Raw genomic sequence first — 15,972 nt, 5'->3', positions numbered from 1 at the left:
TGGTGCTACCCCAATAAGGATATTCCTTACGATTTTTATTACTCAGATAAGATGTTTGCACTAAGAGTTTTACAAGACGAAGGGCGATTCAATATGGCAAACATAAATGGCAAATAGGAGAGGTATACAGAAATGGTTTTAAAAGATGAAGAGCCGTTCTGCAAGTGGGATGATATGAAATATGTTGGTTCAAAGTATTTTCGGTGATATTAAAGAAGAAAAATTAACAAAGGAAGAGATTATGAACTTTGCTGTTGAAATGAGGAAAAAGAAACAGAAGGACATAACTATACACTAAGAAACGCCTAGAAGATGTGGAATATTTAAAAATGAACCGCATCAAAAAGAGTATGTAGTAATTATTACATGCTCCACAGCCTGAAAAAAGAGAGCAAATGCTCTCTTTTTTTGTTTTTCAACATATTTAATATTTTACTACTGAATTTTAAAACTATGAGAATACGCATTTCCATACTGTGCAACAATTCCATCAGATAACCAAATACGTAAACGGTATGTACCAGTTGAACTAAAATTATTACTAACTTTAATGGATTTAGTTGGTGTTTGCTGTGTAAATACTCCTTCAAGGCCATTCACTTGTTTTTGAGATTCCCATTTTCCGTTAACATTTTTCTCTATAATTACAATATAAGAAAGATTTTTTCCGCATTCATTAGCTGGTTTCTTCGCATAAAAATTGATCGTTCCAGATTTACTGTACGTACTTGAATCTACGTTAACTACAACTCCACAATCTCCAGTAGAACCATTTGCTGCTAGTGCTGGATTCACCATATTAAACAATAAACTGAAAAATAATAAAGGTACCAATAAAAAGAACTTTTTCATAATGTAACCCCTTCCCTACTTGGTTTGACTATTTAATTTTTAGAAAAAATAGTACACTAAAAACATATCATTTTTTACAAATATTGTTAACCTTTAAAATTTGATAAAATAATATCATAATATTCTGTAATTAAAAATTAATATTATAAAAATAGTAGTATTGATTTTTGAGAATTCCTCAGCATATAAGGGATACCGCCAACATTTTGAGAAAAAACAACGCTTAGCAAAAACATACAATAAGCCGCCCATCATATGAAGTGATCCCTGAACACTTGGAGGGAATACAGAGAATCCCTTATTGTTGTGTTTATTAAGTTTTTTATATACAGTCTGGTACATGAAATTATACAGACTAAGATGTTTCTTTAGTTTTTTTTAAAAAATTCCTATAGCGTTCTATACGGATTTTATGTTATTATATGGATAGAAAATTTGTTTCTATTGTACGTAGCGTGAAGGACAAACCTTACGCCCTGTTAAATCGGGCGAGGTTTGTCCTTTTTTTATTTTAAGGAGGAATTTACTATGAAAAAAGTCTACAAAATTGTAGCAGTTATCACAACTTTATGCGTTGCTTGTATCGCGATCTTTACATTAACTAAAAATGAATCAGTCAAAACAGAAACTATAGCACCAGAAAAAACAATTGTATCTGCTACAGATGTAAAAGGATCATCTGAAAATATAAAAGATATTTCAAAAGAAGAATTGAAGCAAAAAATACAATCCCATGAAGAGTTCATTGCGTATTACTATCAACCAACCTGTCATTATTGTAAAAAGGCTGCACCAGATATCAATCGGATGTCAAAAAAGCATAATAGAACCATCTATCGTATTGATATCTCTACACCAGAAAATCAAAGTGCCTTTCAAGAGTTCGACATTCCAGGTACTCCAGTTGTTGTAGCATATAACAGAGGTGAAGAAGTTGAACGTCTAGAAGGAGCCGTTTCAGCTGCTACATATGATGGATTCTTTGCAAGACGTAATTCGAGCGCTAGCTAGTATAGTGCTCGTTTTTCTTTGTAAGAAAGGAGAATTGACATGCCACAAAACGCCCGTATTCATTCTTTAGACATAATAAGAGGTATAGCCATACTATGTATCCTATTTGCGAATCTACCTACTATGACGGGACTAGACCCTTTTAATCAAGCAGGTTACTCCGGTATAGATAAGGTGATTCGCTTTTTAGTAGATTTATTTATTCAATCAAAGTTCTATACAATTTTCGCATGCTTATTTGGAGTAGGGTTTTACATCTTTATGAAAAATACAGAAGCAAAAGGATATCCCATGTATAGACTATTTACCCGAAGACTGTGTATCTTACTAGTCTTTGGTTTACTCCACTTCACCTTTCTATGGTATGGAGATATTCTACATGCGTATGCTATAGCTGGATTTATTCCATTATTCTTTTATAAGCGATCTACTAAACTAATTTTTATAGCTGGTTGTAGTTTCCTAATGGTTAGTTATGTATTACATATTATTGTATTTTTGCGAGCAAGTTCTTCTATTACTGAAGTACCAAATTACTATCAATATATGTTTACAGGCAACACTACCAATCACACGGTAAATCTATTTACACATTATTCTCATCAAGTAAAAGCACGTCTTTTCTTTCTAATGACCCAGGAATTCCAGCAACTACTAATAGGAATTCCCGAATATATAGGTTTATTTTTAATCGGTTTATGGACTGGTAAGAAAAACATTTTTAAAAGGGTACCGGAATTAATAAAGAAAATTAGATTTTTACAGTGGAGTTCGTTATACATTTCATGTCTTCTCTCTTGTCCTATTATTTACTATTTTATCAAAACAGATGTTTATTACCCTCAAGATGTACAACTATGGATTCTATTTGGAGGAAAAATGCTAGCTATATTCTATATTTGTACTCTACTTCGAGTTTGTGAGAATAAAAATTATATAGAGTGGCTGCGCCCCTTTATGAACGTAGGCAAGTATGCTTTAACGAATTACATTGGCCAAAGTATACTAACTCTTGTCATTCTTTCTTTGTACTTTAAAGATGTCTCACACGTATATTATTGGCAACTATGTATCTTCGGGCATTTAATTATATTTGTACAAATTATATTCAGCAAAATTTGGAGTAATTATTTCCGCTATGGTCCTATTGAGTGGTTATGGAGAAAAGGGATTTACAAGAAATAGCCTATTTTTCACCAGTTACATGGAATTAACTGAAAAAATGATAAAATATTATACGAAAGATTAAAGATATATATGTGGTTTAAAATGATGTTTTTAAAATGAAAATGGTTCAAGTCGGAGAAAGACACCTTAAGGTTTCTTTTTTTATAGGGAGCCCCCATACGCATAAAGCTACTAAATCCTTTGCTTGGTACTGACTGATTCGTTGTACAAAACCAACATCTCTAGCAAAATTTAGTAAGGTATTTGAGGGTAAGGAGTTTTGGATTTCTTGAGCAAATAGTTGTAATCCCTCCGATGGCGATTAATGATTTGTTTATCAGGCTGACTGAAGGTAAAGTATGTACTTAATGTCTATTCACTAATATCAGAGGGGATTTGCATATAACGATTTCGTTCTTCTGCCGTAAGAAGTTCTCGTACCCTCACATACATAAGAAGTCCTCCCCATTTTAATGATTATAGAGCTATGATATACGATTTTAATTTTACAGAATATCCATTTGATTGTCCCATATTTTAAAATCCATAAGAATGATAAAGACTTCATTTAAAAATAATAAAGTCTCAAAAACATTAATGTTTTTGAGACTTAGATGAATTATACATATAAACGTTTCAATACTTGTTTCATTTCAGGTTTGATATTAATACTTGAACGAATTTCTTTTGCTTTTTGTTCCGCTTCTTCTACATTAGATGCATGCCCTAATTCTACTAATAATCCAGTTGCAACCGTACCTGTACGGTTTCGTCCACCAGAGCAATGGAAAAATACTTTTTTTCCTTGTTCTACCGCTTCCTTAACTGCTCCAATTGCATTTTTAACAGAGTCATCTTCCCCTTCTACACTCTCTACAATTGGATAAGCATGGCGCTTAGCTTCACCTGGAAATCCTTCTGGCTCTTCTCCCCCAGCGCGCAAGTCAAACACCTCTGTAACCCCATGCTTTTTTACTGCGTCCTGTATAGCGTCTACTCCACCAATATATACTTTTCCTTTTACAAGTTCGTGATAGTTCGTCATGTTTGTTAGTCTCCTTTATTTATACTTTAGCAGCGGTTAGATCCGCCACTGATAACAAGGCCTGCACCTTGTTGATCTTCTACATAGTCTAGTGTCAATGTATTTACAATTTCAACAACCTTTGGATCCATAGCAACTTGAATACCATTTATTGTTTCGGTGACATCATTTTCTTGTGCTTCTCCTAAATTAATACCGTAACTAGGGCCACAGCATCCAGCACCATCAAATGTAAAACGTAATGTTGTAACGTCATTTTCTTTCATAGCAGTTTCAATAAACTCTTTTGCTTTATCTGTAATATTCATTTTAACTTCCCCCGTTTTATAAAGATTGACTCCATTCATGCACAGCATGATTTTCTAAAAAGCGTTCGAAATCCAATGCAGCCATACAACCAGTTCCGGCAGCCGTAATTGCCTGACGATACTTATGGTCTTGTACATCTCCACATGCAAACACTCCTGGTATATTTGTCTCTGTCGTGCCTGGTTTTACAACAATATAACCAGCTTCATCTATCTTAACTTGACCATTTAAAAACTCTGTATTTGGACGATGGCCAATTGCAATGAAGATACCGTCAGTTTCAATTATTTCTTCCTCACTGGTTTCGTTATCTTTCACTTTTAGACCTGTAATTTTTCCATCTGCTAGTACTTCTATTGGTGTTTTATTTAATCCCCAAGTAATTTTCTCGTTTGCTTTTGCACGATCTTGCATAATTTTAGATGCACGTAGTCCATCTCTACGATGTACAATATGAACTTCTGTTGCAAACTTTGTTAGGAAGTTTGCTTCTTCCATTGCAGAGTCTCCACCACCAACTACAATGACTTTTTTACCACGATAGAAGAATCCATCACATGTTGCACAAGTTCCTACGCCACGCCCCATATGTTCTTTCTCTCCTGGAATCCCGAGTAGTTTAGCGGAAGCACCTGTAGAAACAATAATGGCTTCCGATTCTATCTCTCCCAGTCCAGTTACAGTGATTTTAAATGGTCGCTTAGATACATCCACTTTTTCTACCCAACCATTTTTAAACTCTGCACCAAATCGTTCTGCTTGTTTCCTCATATTGTCCATTAGCTCTGGTCCCATAATACCATCGGGGAATCCTGGAAAATTCTCTACTTCCGTTGTCGTAGTTAATTGTCCACCTGGCTGAGTTCCTTCAATAATAATCGGATTCATGCTCGCACGTGCTAAGTAGATAGCTGCTGTTAATCCGGCTGGTCCTGTTCCTAAAATAACGACTTTATGCATAGTGAATGCCTCCTAATGAACAATTATTGAACTGTCAATTCTTTTAGTTTTTCATATCCAATAATATCTTCTGATTGCCAAGGAATAATCACACTATTATGTTTGGATTCTTTTTGAACTTCTTGAATCCATTGTACTTCAGATTGTGATCGTCCCTTTAATACTGGGTCTATTGTATGCGTTGCATAAAAACTTTGATTAATTACCCACCATTTTGAATAAATTTCTGCACGTTTTAAATCCTCTTGTAGACGACTTGCTTCATGAACTGGTGTCGCTTCTGCTAACGTTACAATTACAACACTTGTTTCCTCTGGATTACGAAGACGTGGTAGTAAGTTTTTCACAGACTGTGGTACTTCACCAGAAGACCTTGCGATTTCCTTATGGTATGTTTGTGCTGCATCTAGTAACAATAATGTGTGACCTGTTGGTGCGGTATCAATTACCACAATTTCATCATTTGCTTTTTCAACAATTTCAGCTAAAGCACGGAAGACTGCAATCTCCTCTGTACAAGGCGAACGTAAATCTTCTTCTAAATATGCTAACCCTTCGCCATCTACTGTACCTTTCGCCTGCTCAATAACTTCTTTACGGTAGTTTTCTACTTCCAGTTTTGGATCAATACGGCTTATCGTAATATTCCCTTGTTCTCCATGCATGACATAATCAATATGTGCCGCTGGATCCGTTGTTGTTAAATGTACATGATGTCCTTTTTCAGCAAGACCAACTGCAATCGCTGAGGCTACAGTTGTTTTACCTACGCCACCTTTCCCCATTGTAAAAACAACTCTTTTTCCTGTATTAGATAGGTCTGTAATCAAATTTTGAAGAGGAGAAATAGAAATCTCTTCTTGTACCTCGTCTGAAATTGAGAGATTTTCAAGTGGCTGAACCAACTTTCTCATATTCTTTATTCCAGTAATATTAAATGGCACTAATGGGATTTCATAAGCAGGAAGACCTTTTAGCTCTTCTGACATGTTTTCTAATGCACGTACTTGTCTCGTAAACAATGCTTTAGAAACACTATCATTTTGCACATAGTTCGTTAAAACACCATTTACCAGCAAATATTGATTACTAACTCCGATTTCTTTTAACTCTTTGGCTGCACGTTCTGCTTCTTGCAATGGGGAACTATCAGGACGTGTCACAAGCATTAACGATGTTTGCTTTGGATTAGATAACGCTTCAACAGTTTGACTATATAACTCTTTTTTATCTCCAAGTCCTGCTAACGGTCCTAGACAAGAAGCTCCATGTGTACTTTCTTCTAGGAATCCACTCCAAGCTGTTGGGAGTTCAAGAAGACGGAGCGTATGTCCTGTTGGCGCTGTATCGAAAATAATGTGATCGAATTTAGATGTTAATTCTTTATTTGTAAGTAAAGTAGAAAACTCATCAAAAGCTGCAATTTCTACTGTACATGCCCCGGATAATTGTTCCTCCATTGTCGCAATAACCGTATCAGGTAGCTTTCCACGATATGGACCAACAACACGCTCTTTATATTCATGGGCAGCTGTTTCAGGATCTAAGTTAGCCACATGTAGATTAGGAACATTAGGAATGACTTTTGGTTTATTAGTTAGTTCGATTTCAAATACGTCTTGCAAATTAGAAGCGGGATCGGTACTAATTAACAAAACACGTTTCCCCATATCAGCTAATGTTATGGCTGTTGCACATGCGGTCGATGTTTTACCTACGCCACCTTTTCCAGTAAAGAATAAAAATGGTGTAAATGTCATTGTGTTTGGATTAAATAGGTTTGTCATTGCCTTTCACTACTTTCTCTATTTTTTTACGTTTAAATTCAAACGTATCTTTGGCTTCTGACTTAACTCTTCTTCCGTCATATTCGTTAATTGTGCTAATTCTTCATTTGTTAAATGAACTCTTTCTTTTACAATCTTTCCATCAACTATAGTGACAGGTAACACATCTGGTCCTTTATCTATTAATAACTCACTAATGACACTGTTATTCGCAAAAGCATCTGGTTCACTCGCAAGATTATAACGAGTTACATCAATTCCTTTATTTTTGAGATTGTTAACAGCAACTGAAATACGAATTAATTCTGGATCAACACTTGGACCGCAAACTCCAGTAGAACAACACATTGCAGGATCAAAAATTTCAATCTTTTTCATCTCTAATTCCTCCCCTTCTTTATAAAAAAGCCGAGAAAGAATTCTCGGCCTATTTTGTTTTCAATTATTCTCCTGTTTCAGCATACTTTTTAATGCGTGCGCCAATTTCATCACGAACTCTTTGGAATACAGACCATTCTTGACCCGCTGGATCATCAAATCCCCAGTGAACTCGTTTTACATGAGGTGGTGTTGTTGGACATACATCATTTGCATGGCCACAAAGTGTTACGACAAGATCTGCTTTATCTAAAATGTCACGATCGATGGTATCCGATGTTTGGTCCGTAATATCAATGTCTACTTCTTTCATTGCTTTAATTGCATTCGGATTTACTCCGTGAGCCTCAATACCAGCAGAAAGTACATTCCATTTGTCACCTAAATATTTTTTGCCCCATGCTTCTGCCATTTGGCTACGACAAGAATTTCCTGTGCATAAGAAGTAAATTGTTTTTTTGTTTCCCATGATAATTCCACCTTTTTATGGATAGTTATTTTGATTGTGTTTGAAAGTATTTACGCTGGAACCAAAGTGCTACATTTACAAGAGCCATCATAACTGGCACCTCGACTAAAGGTCCGATAACTGCTGCAAACGCTGCACCAGACTGGATTCCAAATACACCTACAGCTACAGCGATTGCTAATTCAAAGTTATTACTTCCAGCTGTAAATGCTAATGTTGTTGATACCCCATAACTTGCACCAATTTTCTTACCCATATAGAAAGAGATAAAGAACATTAATACAAAATAAATGAGTAAAGGAATTGCAATACGTACAACATCGAATGGTACGCTAACTATCATTTCGCCTTTTAATGAGAACATCACAATGATTGTAAATAATAATGCGATTAACGTAATTGGACTAATCTTTGGTATAAGCACTTTTTCATACCATTCTCGTCCTTTTGTTTTTACAAAAATGAAACGTGTTAACATTCCTGCGATGAACGGAATTCCTAGGTAAATAAAGACTGATTTTGCAACCTCTGCCATTGTTATATCTACAACAGCACCTTCAATTCCTAACCATTCTGGAATAACTGTTACAAACACATAAGCGTATACTGAGAAAAATAACATTTGGAATACAGAGTTAAAAGCAACTAATCCAGCCGCATACTCCGTATCACCTTTGGCTAAGTCATTCCAAACGATAACCATCGCAATACAACGAGCTAAACCTATCATGATTAAGCCCACCATATATTCCGGCTTATCCGGTAAGAATATAACAGCCAAAGCAAACATCAGAACAGGACCAATAATCCAGTTTTGTACCAGTGATAATACCAATACTTTTACATCTTTAAAAACGCGTCCCATTTCTTCGTAGCGTACTTTAGCGAGTGGCGGGTACATCATTAAAATTAATCCAATCGCAAGTGGAATAGAAGTTGTTCCTACCTGTAGACTATTCATTCCATCAACGAATCCAGGTGATAGAAACCCAACTCCAATCCCTACTGCCATTGCGAGAAAAATCCAAAGGGTTAGATATCGATCTAGGAAAGATAGACGTTTTTGCCCCGTGTTACTCATCCTTCTCACTTCCCTTTCTGACTATTTATTAACAACCACATCGGAGTGTAGGATTGCTCTTCTCAATTTGTTTGATTTTTTCTGTTTGGTCTGGTACATGCGCTAAAATATCTTCTAAAAGTGTGTATAAATCACTTGCTTGATTTAAAGAATAATAAACCCACTGACCTCTACGCTCTTCCTGCACTAAACCTAAATCCTTTAACTTTCGAAGATGCTGACTGATAGAAGGCTGACTCATGTCAAACACTTCAAGAAGTTCACAGACACAACATTCACGTTGTTTGAGGATTGATACTATTGTTAGCCTTGTTTTGTCTCCTAGTAGCTTTAATAACTGTGACGCTCTTGTTAATTCTATAACCGTTTTTTCCATATCTACACCTCCCTCTTATAATAAAATAATCACATAAGAATATATTTATATATTGAGAGAAAATTAAACGTAATATTCATTAAATGGATTCATTTTTAATTTTCTCTCCTTCTTGAAATAAGTATATAATTAACTGCTTATACAAGCAACTAAAAAGCTCATTCTTTACAAAACCTTTACAATACTTCTTCACAGCATATTTTTATAGACCGTTGTATCTCTTTCCACACAACAGATATAAAGGAAAAGCGAATGGACCTGTTAAAAAACAGCAACTAACCATACTAAAAAATACTGTTTACTCATTTTATGCTTTCGATACTCTAATGTGATATATGTACACATAAAAATGATTAGTAGGTATATCCCCACAATAAATAATCGATCAATCAAATATATCTCCCCTTTTTATAAATTTTCTCATCCCTTTTATAAAAATTTGTTGAAAATTCTTTCCTTTAACAATAACATAAGTATATAGTTATATACCTAATAATTTACTTTTTCAATTTTTGGGTTGTTACTACACCCTGCAATCATACTTTACCTAGATAAAAGAAAAAGAGCCTTTTACAAAGGTCCTTATTGTGATTTGATTTTCTAAATATCTATATAAAGTAGATTTACTGATTCCAGTTTCTTCTCGTATTTCAGCTAAACTATAGTTACCACTTTGATACATAACAATAGCACGCTTTACATTCTCATCAGGTTTTCTTGGGCGTCCTGCTGTAACTCCCTTTTTTTTCGCTTCATACAAGCCTTTCTTCGTTTTTTCACTAATTACATCACTTTGAAAATCCACAAGATATTTTACAATATCTCCAAAATGATACCCATTTGCATGACTCGTATCAATCTCTTCTTGAACAAAGTAAATGTAAGCACCTTTATTATCAATGACTTGTAATCTCCTTTCGGAGCGAGTGAGGAGCGACCACACCCCCGCTGATCAAGATAATGCATTTCCATAAAAACCTGCTTGTTGTATTGCATCCATTCCACCGAACTAAGAAAATACGAAATATAATTAATTTGAGCATTATTATACAAATGTCGTAGTACATTATGTACTTAATGATAAATTTAGCATTAAAGATACATCATCGATTCACACGAACTTGTTATCACTTAGGTTCTATTCAATGGACTTTATCTAGCTTCATACAATTTGTGACTACTATTATGCTTTGTATGGAGGAGTATCAGACCAGTAAGTTCAGCACAAACTGGCTGCTTTCATTCCACTTTCAGTCAATCCAGTTGATATTATCAGATTGATACCCCTCTTATTTCGGGTGTCCACATTTATAAGGAAACGGGTCGAGCAAATAAAAATTTTGTTTAAATTTCATTAACATTAGTATTTCTTTTGCATACATTATTATTACAAAGAAATTCACAGATTTCTCTGGTCCAGTTATCTTGAATTTCTTGTACACCTTTAGGGAATAACCCGTTTTAAATAACGGGTTATTTTATTGTTTATTTTTATAGTTTTCTAGGGTCTATTTTTCTGCACTTCAATTTGTTACCACTTTCAAATACTGTGCCACCATAAGCTTTGTTGTGTATCTTTAACGGTTATCCAAATAAATCTACAAAAACCATTTATACAGATATAAGTTGTTATTTTTTAGCTTTTAAAAAAGAATTTTTATATTGTCCCGAATGTTGAAGTTGAACGTGTACCTTTACTCTTACTGGTAAGTTCACAAATTTATCCCCCCAGGAACTCTTAATTCCATTCCAATATTTAGGGTTTTCACGATGGATAACTTCCCCAAATCCGAATATATCGACTTTATATTTCTTTTGTGCGACTTGTATTGTTTCTTTTATGACTTGTTCTACTCTTTTTTCAGCTGCTTTTTCTAATTGGTGAATAGTTTTTTGGTCCACTAAATCTAGATTTTTACATTGTACTTCCGTAATATTACCTTTCAGATGTAAATCAATTTCAATCATATGCTTTTTATTTTTTACTTGTTCCTTTACTCTTGTTTTATTTTTCATAAACTCAACGACAACATTTCCCTTTGCCGAGCATGGTATAGGAGCAACAGTATTTTTTATACGATTCATAATATAATTATAACCTTTACTTTGCTCTTCGTTTAACCACCCAATTAACTTATCTTTTTTAAAAACACCACTTTCAGAATATTGTATCCTAGTATTTGGTTTAATTTGTTGTGTATTCTCCGTTTTTTCACCCGCTGCCACATCACCTTTTATCGTTATTCCAGTAACTACAGGCTCAATTCCATCACTCATTAGATTAGATACCAATTGATCTATCGTGACAGTTACAGTGGGGGCCCAAAAATTTCGAGATATACTTAAAGCATCAAACATTTTATTTGCAGGTATTTTATTAAGGGACGTTAAAACTTTTAATAAATTTTCTGCTTTTACGTCCTTGCTAATCGCAATATAAAAATCTGAACGTACTTCGTGATTTCTTAGGAAAAGATCCAATATTTTATGAATCCCTTCTTTAGCCACTTTTTCATCAATGATAAACATACGAATATGAGCCCAATATATCTTTCTCGGAGCAATTGTTGAGATTTTTCTTATTGCTTCAGATATAGTACTTGCTTTCCCCTGAAACAATACCACTGGTGTTCGTCCGCTTCCACCTTTCAGATTAGATACTTCTCCGGGATTAACAACTTGGCAAGAAACTAAATATTGATTTCCCACCTTATCAATCCCTACAGCCAAATTAATAGCAATTTCATTTAATTCTTCTCCACTCCAACAACCCGTAAGTAGAACTGTAAAAATGAACAATATCATAATCTTTTTTCTCATCTAAGGTGCCCTTTCTTTTCGATTGTTCTCTTCCTTATTTACTCGGTCTCGTTTTATGCTTTATTTTTTTACGATTCAGTAATACAGGATGATTTTTCATTTTCCATATAGGAAATCGAAATATGGCATCCTTCTGATCAGTAACGTTGAATGGCGCTAAAGGCGCCATATATGGTATCCCAAAAGAAGATAAACTACATAAATGAAGAATTAAAGCAAAAATACCCAAGATTATCCCAAATAATCCAAATCCAGTAGCAAGTACAATAAAAGCAAAACGCGATATTCGAATAGCAATCCCTAAGTTATAAGAAGGAATTGCAAAATTAGAAATAGCAGTAATTGCAACAACAATAACCATAGCAGCAGAAACAATTCCAGCTTCAACAGCGGCTTGTCCTATGACCAAGGCCCCGACAATGGATACAGCCTGACCAATCGCTCTGGGCATTCTTACACCAGCTTCTCTTAAAATTTCAAATGTTATTTCCATTATTAAAGCCTCGATAAATACAGGAAAAGGAACTCCTTCCCTTTGATCAGCTATACTCATTAAAAGGGCGGTAGGAATCATTTCTTGGTGAAAATTAGTAAGCGCGATATATAAAGAAGGTGCAAGCAGGGATAAAAAAAAGGCTAATAAGCGTATCATACGAATAATTCCAAAATCAGAACGCTGATAATAATCTTCTGCTGAGTGTATAAATTGAATAAATATAGCTGGTACCAATAAGACAAATGGAGTCCCATCTACAAGAATAGCAATACGCCCTTCTAACAACCCTGCCGCAATCACATCCGGCCGCTCTGAATTATATATAGTCGGAAAAGGTGTGTAGGTTTTGTCTTGGATCATTTCCTCAATATAGCCACTTTCTAATATGCCATCAATATCAATTAAATCCAAACGCCGCTTCACTTCTTCTACAGTTTTATCATTCACAACCCCTTTCATATACATAATACTTACGTTAGTTTGTGTTTCGTGGCCAAGGATTATCGTTTCCAACCAAAGGTTCGGACTTTTTATTTTTCTTCTAATAAGGGCGGTATTTGTGCGTAAATTTTCTGAAAATCCATCTTTTGGTCCTCGAATTACAGTTTGAGAAGTAGGTTCTTGTACTCCGCGATTTTCCCATCCAGCTGTACTTGCTTCAAGGCCTTGAACATATCTATCAATTAAAAGTATAGTATTTCCAGATAAAAGAGATATATTTAGATCCTCGAAATTTTCTATCTTTTTTATGTTACCTATTGTAAGAATCGATTGTTCCAATAGTTCCAAAATGTCATTTCCTGATGAAGTGGCTTCTTCCATCTTTTGATTATTTAAATCTAACATTAAAGACTCCATAATAGAACTATGTATGGAGTCTTTATCAGACAGTCCATCTATATATAAAATCCCAATACTAACTTTTTCTCTATTTCCAATGCAAATTTCTCTAACTATAAGATCAGTACTATATCCCAAATTCTCTTTTATCTTTATTAAATTTTCTTGTAAATTTATTTTTAGTGGCTCTTTTTTTTTTTCATTTTCACAATCTTTATATTCTTGGATACTAGAATGTTCTGACTTCATTTTGTACTTTTTCTTCATGAAATTCATGTGTATTTTCTCTCCATTATTTTTTATCCTTAGACTATCCGACTTTAAGATTTATACTCTTATATTTGGCCCATTTTTATGATTTTATTAAAAACATATGATTTATTCCCCATGATTATTTGGATTTGTTTGTTTTTTACATTTAATTCTTAGTAGAAGTAAAATTAGAAGTGGAATAATAACCTGGAATATTGTATGAATATATGGAACCATTACCTTCAATTCAACCCACCTCTGAAAAACAACATTTGGAAAGTGAAAGTAAGTAAAACCCCAAAATGAAATACAAATTATTACAATAAACCATTTATTATGAGCTATCTTAAATAACGATTGTAATAATATTAGCCCTGCATAAAAATTGAGAACCATTTTGAAAAATCCTCCAATAAATAATATTACTATTCCTACAGGATCTAGTCTGGTAATAAATCTTCCAATATTTATTTTTTGAATCACATGAAATAACGGAATATCTACTATAGTTGCTATTGAAACACCTAACACAGCAACAATAGTAATATTTGTAATAATTATGAATACACCTGCTATTCCAAAAGCAAGAAAAGATGTTTTACGGATGATTTGTTTAGAATTCACATGATGCCAATACATTAGGAATACAACCATCTCACCAAAAGGAAAATTAACTAATGAAAACAAGGCTGTTTCCATAATCTTTTTCGTATTATTTTCTAAAATCGGTAATAAATTTTTAAAGTCAAAAATTCCTGAAATGATAACCAGAATATATGTTGCTATGAAAAATAACAATAAAATAGGCATTAAAATTTCAGCCGCACGAGACAAAACTTGAATATTTAGAAAAACAACAACATAAATAATTAGCATTACCATAAGTGCAAGTACAACTTGTATGGGGGTTTCCGGAAGAACCGTAATAACTGTCGACATACCAAAATCAAATAAATTTAAAGACGCTATGTATATAAAATATAAGGCATACATTAGAATAACGGGTTTTGAAATCCATCTTCCGAGTACCGCAGTTAGAATACCACCCCAGTGCTGATCAAAGTAATGTCTTTGAATATCAGTATAAATCCATAACAAACCACAACCTACAAAAAAAGCAATCAAAATAGCTAACCATGCATCTTGTTTTACAGTATCTATACCTAAAGCAAATAGGGTAGTGCTTCCAATCTCAAATAAAATAATTAATACAAATAACTGATTTCTGTTAATATGCACCATCGTTTATCACCTATTTTAGAATTTATATCCTTTTTTATTTATTGTTAGCACAATTTAATAGTTACAAACCTTTCATGCTGTGAACTTTCCTCCCTTTAACATCCTTACAGACTCTCTGAAGTAAGGATGGGAAGTAGCTACCTTTTTATTTCTTGTTTTTTATAGCCATAGCAAGAACACAGTTAACTACTTATAAAATGTCTCGGTGCGATAATCTAATCAAACCCTATTCATATAGCTTTGTAGTCAAGGTATTCTCTAAATCTGGTCTAAGACAGTTCACTGATTGGTTTCATTAGTTCATGATTCTTTTGCATATTCTTCACTTTCAAATCCTCAATCCCAATTACTTGCTTTTATTTATGATTTCATTACTTATCTTGTGAAAAAAGTAATTACGTTGATTCGTAATCTTTTTATAAAATCTTGCGACTTTTAATCTAGCCTCATTGGAGTACTCCCCCAATAAGAACTACTTTTTAAAACCATGGGCCTCACAATTAAACAGTGGTGGAGTACAACATATGGTAGCAGACTAAGCGTTCTTTGCGCGGGAGGATAAGGAATAGCCCAAACACTTGAACCTAATTGTCTGGCTAGCACCGCCCGAACCCATTCTATGCTTAGAATGGGTTCGGGATGGTTAATTTTCTTTTATAGTAAACCCTTCATTTTAGGGGCACCTCCCCATCGCTATCAAGCTAACAAAATAAAATACCCCTAAAATGAAAAAATACGCTATTCTTTCTGTAGAATCATAGGAAAGGATGGCGTTTTTTATGTCTGTTTCTAACGAATTACAACAATTTGCTCAAGAGATTCAAAGTGCCCTATCTCCAAATGTCTTACGGGATCTTGCTAGAGATGTTGGCTTTGTACAACGAACT

General features: G+C 34.1%; 14 protein-coding genes and 2 pseudogenes. 2 read left to right on the top strand and 14 right to left on the bottom strand.

All coding sequences use genetic code 11. The features are described 5' to 3' along the window. Positions 1-435: 435 nt before the first annotated feature. Positions 436-852: a hypothetical protein gene (locus ACZDYH_RS29820; RefSeq protein WP_474887975.1), complete on the bottom strand. Its 417-nt coding sequence runs from the start codon at positions 850-852 to the stop codon at positions 436-438. Between the two features lie 528 nt (positions 853-1,380). Here ACZDYH_RS29820 and ACZDYH_RS29815 point away from each other — a divergent pair. Both ACZDYH_RS29815 and ACZDYH_RS29810 read left to right on the top strand, forming a co-directional pair. Further along, a complete protein-coding gene (locus ACZDYH_RS29815; protein WP_474887974.1) occupies positions 1,381-1,863 on the top strand; it encodes a thioredoxin family protein in 483 nt (160 codons plus the stop codon). A gap of 39 nt (positions 1,864-1,902) precedes the next feature. Beyond that, entirely contained in the window at positions 1,903-3,048 is a 1,146-nt protein-coding gene (locus ACZDYH_RS29810; protein WP_474887973.1) for a DUF418 domain-containing protein, read from the top strand. Between the two features lie 276 nt (positions 3,049-3,324). On the opposite strand, the pseudogene ACZDYH_RS29805 reads toward ACZDYH_RS29810, so the two are convergent. The 13 genes and pseudogenes from ACZDYH_RS29805 to ACZDYH_RS29745 all read right to left on the bottom strand — a co-directional run. Further along, positions 3,325-3,483 (bottom strand): annotated as a pseudogene (locus ACZDYH_RS29805) (DUF4158 domain-containing protein); the annotation flags it as partial. A 166-nt stretch (positions 3,484-3,649) separates the two neighbouring features. Then, entirely contained in the window at positions 3,650-4,075 is a 426-nt protein-coding gene (locus tag ACZDYH_RS29800; RefSeq protein WP_474887972.1) for a protein-tyrosine phosphatase family protein, read from the bottom strand. Between the two features lie 26 nt (positions 4,076-4,101). Continuing rightward, on the bottom strand, positions 4,102-4,383 hold the full coding sequence (locus ACZDYH_RS29795; RefSeq protein WP_474887971.1) for a HesB/IscA family protein: 282 nt from the start codon (positions 4,381-4,383) through the stop codon (positions 4,102-4,104). Between the two features lie 16 nt (positions 4,384-4,399). Beyond that, complete coding sequence (trxB, locus tag ACZDYH_RS29790) at positions 4,400-5,344, bottom strand: thioredoxin-disulfide reductase (RefSeq protein ID WP_474887970.1); 945 nt, start codon at positions 5,342-5,344, stop codon at positions 4,400-4,402. Positions 5,345-5,367: 23 nt separating this feature from the next. Beyond that, positions 5,368-7,131 (bottom strand): arsenical pump-driving ATPase, encoded by a 1,764-nt coding sequence (arsA, locus tag ACZDYH_RS29785; protein ID WP_474887969.1) that lies wholly within the window; start codon positions 7,129-7,131, stop codon positions 5,368-5,370. Between the two features lie 18 nt (positions 7,132-7,149). Further along, positions 7,150-7,509, bottom strand: a complete 360-nt coding sequence (gene arsD / locus ACZDYH_RS29780) for an arsenite efflux transporter metallochaperone ArsD (protein ID WP_474887967.1) — start codon at positions 7,507-7,509, stop codon at positions 7,150-7,152. A 64-nt stretch (positions 7,510-7,573) separates the two neighbouring features. Continuing rightward, a complete protein-coding gene (gene arsC, locus ACZDYH_RS29775; protein ID WP_474887965.1) occupies positions 7,574-7,978 on the bottom strand; it encodes an arsenate reductase (thioredoxin) in 405 nt (134 codons plus the stop codon). Positions 7,979-8,003: 25 nt separating this feature from the next. Continuing rightward, on the bottom strand, positions 8,004-9,059 hold the full coding sequence (gene arsB / locus ACZDYH_RS29770) for an ACR3 family arsenite efflux transporter (protein ID WP_474887963.1): 1,056 nt from the start codon (positions 9,057-9,059) through the stop codon (positions 8,004-8,006). Positions 9,060-9,087: 28 nt separating this feature from the next. Then, complete coding sequence (locus tag ACZDYH_RS29765; RefSeq protein WP_474887961.1) at positions 9,088-9,435, bottom strand: ArsR/SmtB family transcription factor; 348 nt, start codon at positions 9,433-9,435, stop codon at positions 9,088-9,090. 547 nt (positions 9,436-9,982) lie between these two features. Then, a pseudogene (locus ACZDYH_RS29760) lies at positions 9,983-10,345 on the bottom strand (helix-turn-helix domain-containing protein); the annotation flags it as partial. 719 nt (positions 10,346-11,064) lie between these two features. Continuing rightward, positions 11,065-12,255: a Ger(x)C family spore germination protein gene (locus tag ACZDYH_RS29755; RefSeq protein WP_474887959.1), complete on the bottom strand. Its 1,191-nt coding sequence runs from the start codon at positions 12,253-12,255 to the stop codon at positions 11,065-11,067. A 34-nt stretch (positions 12,256-12,289) separates the two neighbouring features. Then, positions 12,290-13,867, bottom strand: a complete 1,578-nt coding sequence (locus ACZDYH_RS29750) for a spore germination protein (RefSeq protein WP_474887957.1) — start codon at positions 13,865-13,867, stop codon at positions 12,290-12,292. 102 nt (positions 13,868-13,969) lie between these two features. Then, on the bottom strand, positions 13,970-15,085 hold the full coding sequence (locus tag ACZDYH_RS29745) for a GerAB/ArcD/ProY family transporter (RefSeq protein ID WP_474887955.1): 1,116 nt from the start codon (positions 15,083-15,085) through the stop codon (positions 13,970-13,972). Positions 15,086-15,972 lie beyond the last annotated feature (887 nt).

This window comes from Bacillus sp. EB V-12 (genome assembly GCF_056158125.1).
The sequence above is the reverse complement of the archived record's forward strand: the minus strand, read 5'-3'. Positions and strand labels throughout refer to the sequence as shown.

What these genes read in the sequence shown, in the direction of transcription:
- ACZDYH_RS29810 (WP_474887973.1), top strand. Translation starts at nt 1,903, where the DNA reads ATGCCACAAAACGCCCGTATTCATTCTTTAGACATAATAAGAGGTATA.
- ACZDYH_RS29765 (WP_474887961.1), bottom strand. Translation starts at nt 9,435, where the DNA reads ATGGAAAAAACGGTTATAGAATTAACAAGAGCGTCACAGTTATTAAAG.
- ACZDYH_RS29800 (WP_474887972.1), bottom strand. Translation starts at nt 4,075, where the DNA reads ATGACGAACTATCACGAACTTGTAAAAGGAAAAGTATATATTGGTGGA.
- ACZDYH_RS29795 (WP_474887971.1), bottom strand. Translation starts at nt 4,383, where the DNA reads ATGAATATTACAGATAAAGCAAAAGAGTTTATTGAAACTGCTATGAAA.
- ACZDYH_RS29755 (WP_474887959.1), bottom strand. Translation starts at nt 12,255, where the DNA reads ATGAGAAAAAAGATTATGATATTGTTCATTTTTACAGTTCTACTTACG.
- ACZDYH_RS29820 (WP_474887975.1), bottom strand. Translation starts at nt 852, where the DNA reads ATGAAAAAGTTCTTTTTATTGGTACCTTTATTATTTTTCAGTTTATTG.
- arsD (WP_474887967.1), bottom strand. Translation starts at nt 7,509, where the DNA reads ATGAAAAAGATTGAAATTTTTGATCCTGCAATGTGTTGTTCTACTGGA.
- arsB (WP_474887963.1), bottom strand. Translation starts at nt 9,059, where the DNA reads ATGAGTAACACGGGGCAAAAACGTCTATCTTTCCTAGATCGATATCTA.
- arsC (WP_474887965.1), bottom strand. Translation starts at nt 7,978, where the DNA reads ATGGGAAACAAAAAAACAATTTACTTCTTATGCACAGGAAATTCTTGT.
- ACZDYH_RS29750 (WP_474887957.1), bottom strand. Translation starts at nt 13,867, where the DNA reads ATGAATTTCATGAAGAAAAAGTACAAAATGAAGTCAGAACATTCTAGT.
- arsA (WP_474887969.1), bottom strand. Translation starts at nt 7,131, where the DNA reads ATGACAAACCTATTTAATCCAAACACAATGACATTTACACCATTTTTA.
- ACZDYH_RS29745 (WP_474887955.1), bottom strand. Translation starts at nt 15,085, where the DNA reads ATGGTGCATATTAACAGAAATCAGTTATTTGTATTAATTATTTTATTT.
- trxB (WP_474887970.1), bottom strand. Translation starts at nt 5,344, where the DNA reads ATGCATAAAGTCGTTATTTTAGGAACAGGACCAGCCGGATTAACAGCA.
- ACZDYH_RS29815 (WP_474887974.1), top strand. Translation starts at nt 1,381, where the DNA reads ATGAAAAAAGTCTACAAAATTGTAGCAGTTATCACAACTTTATGCGTT.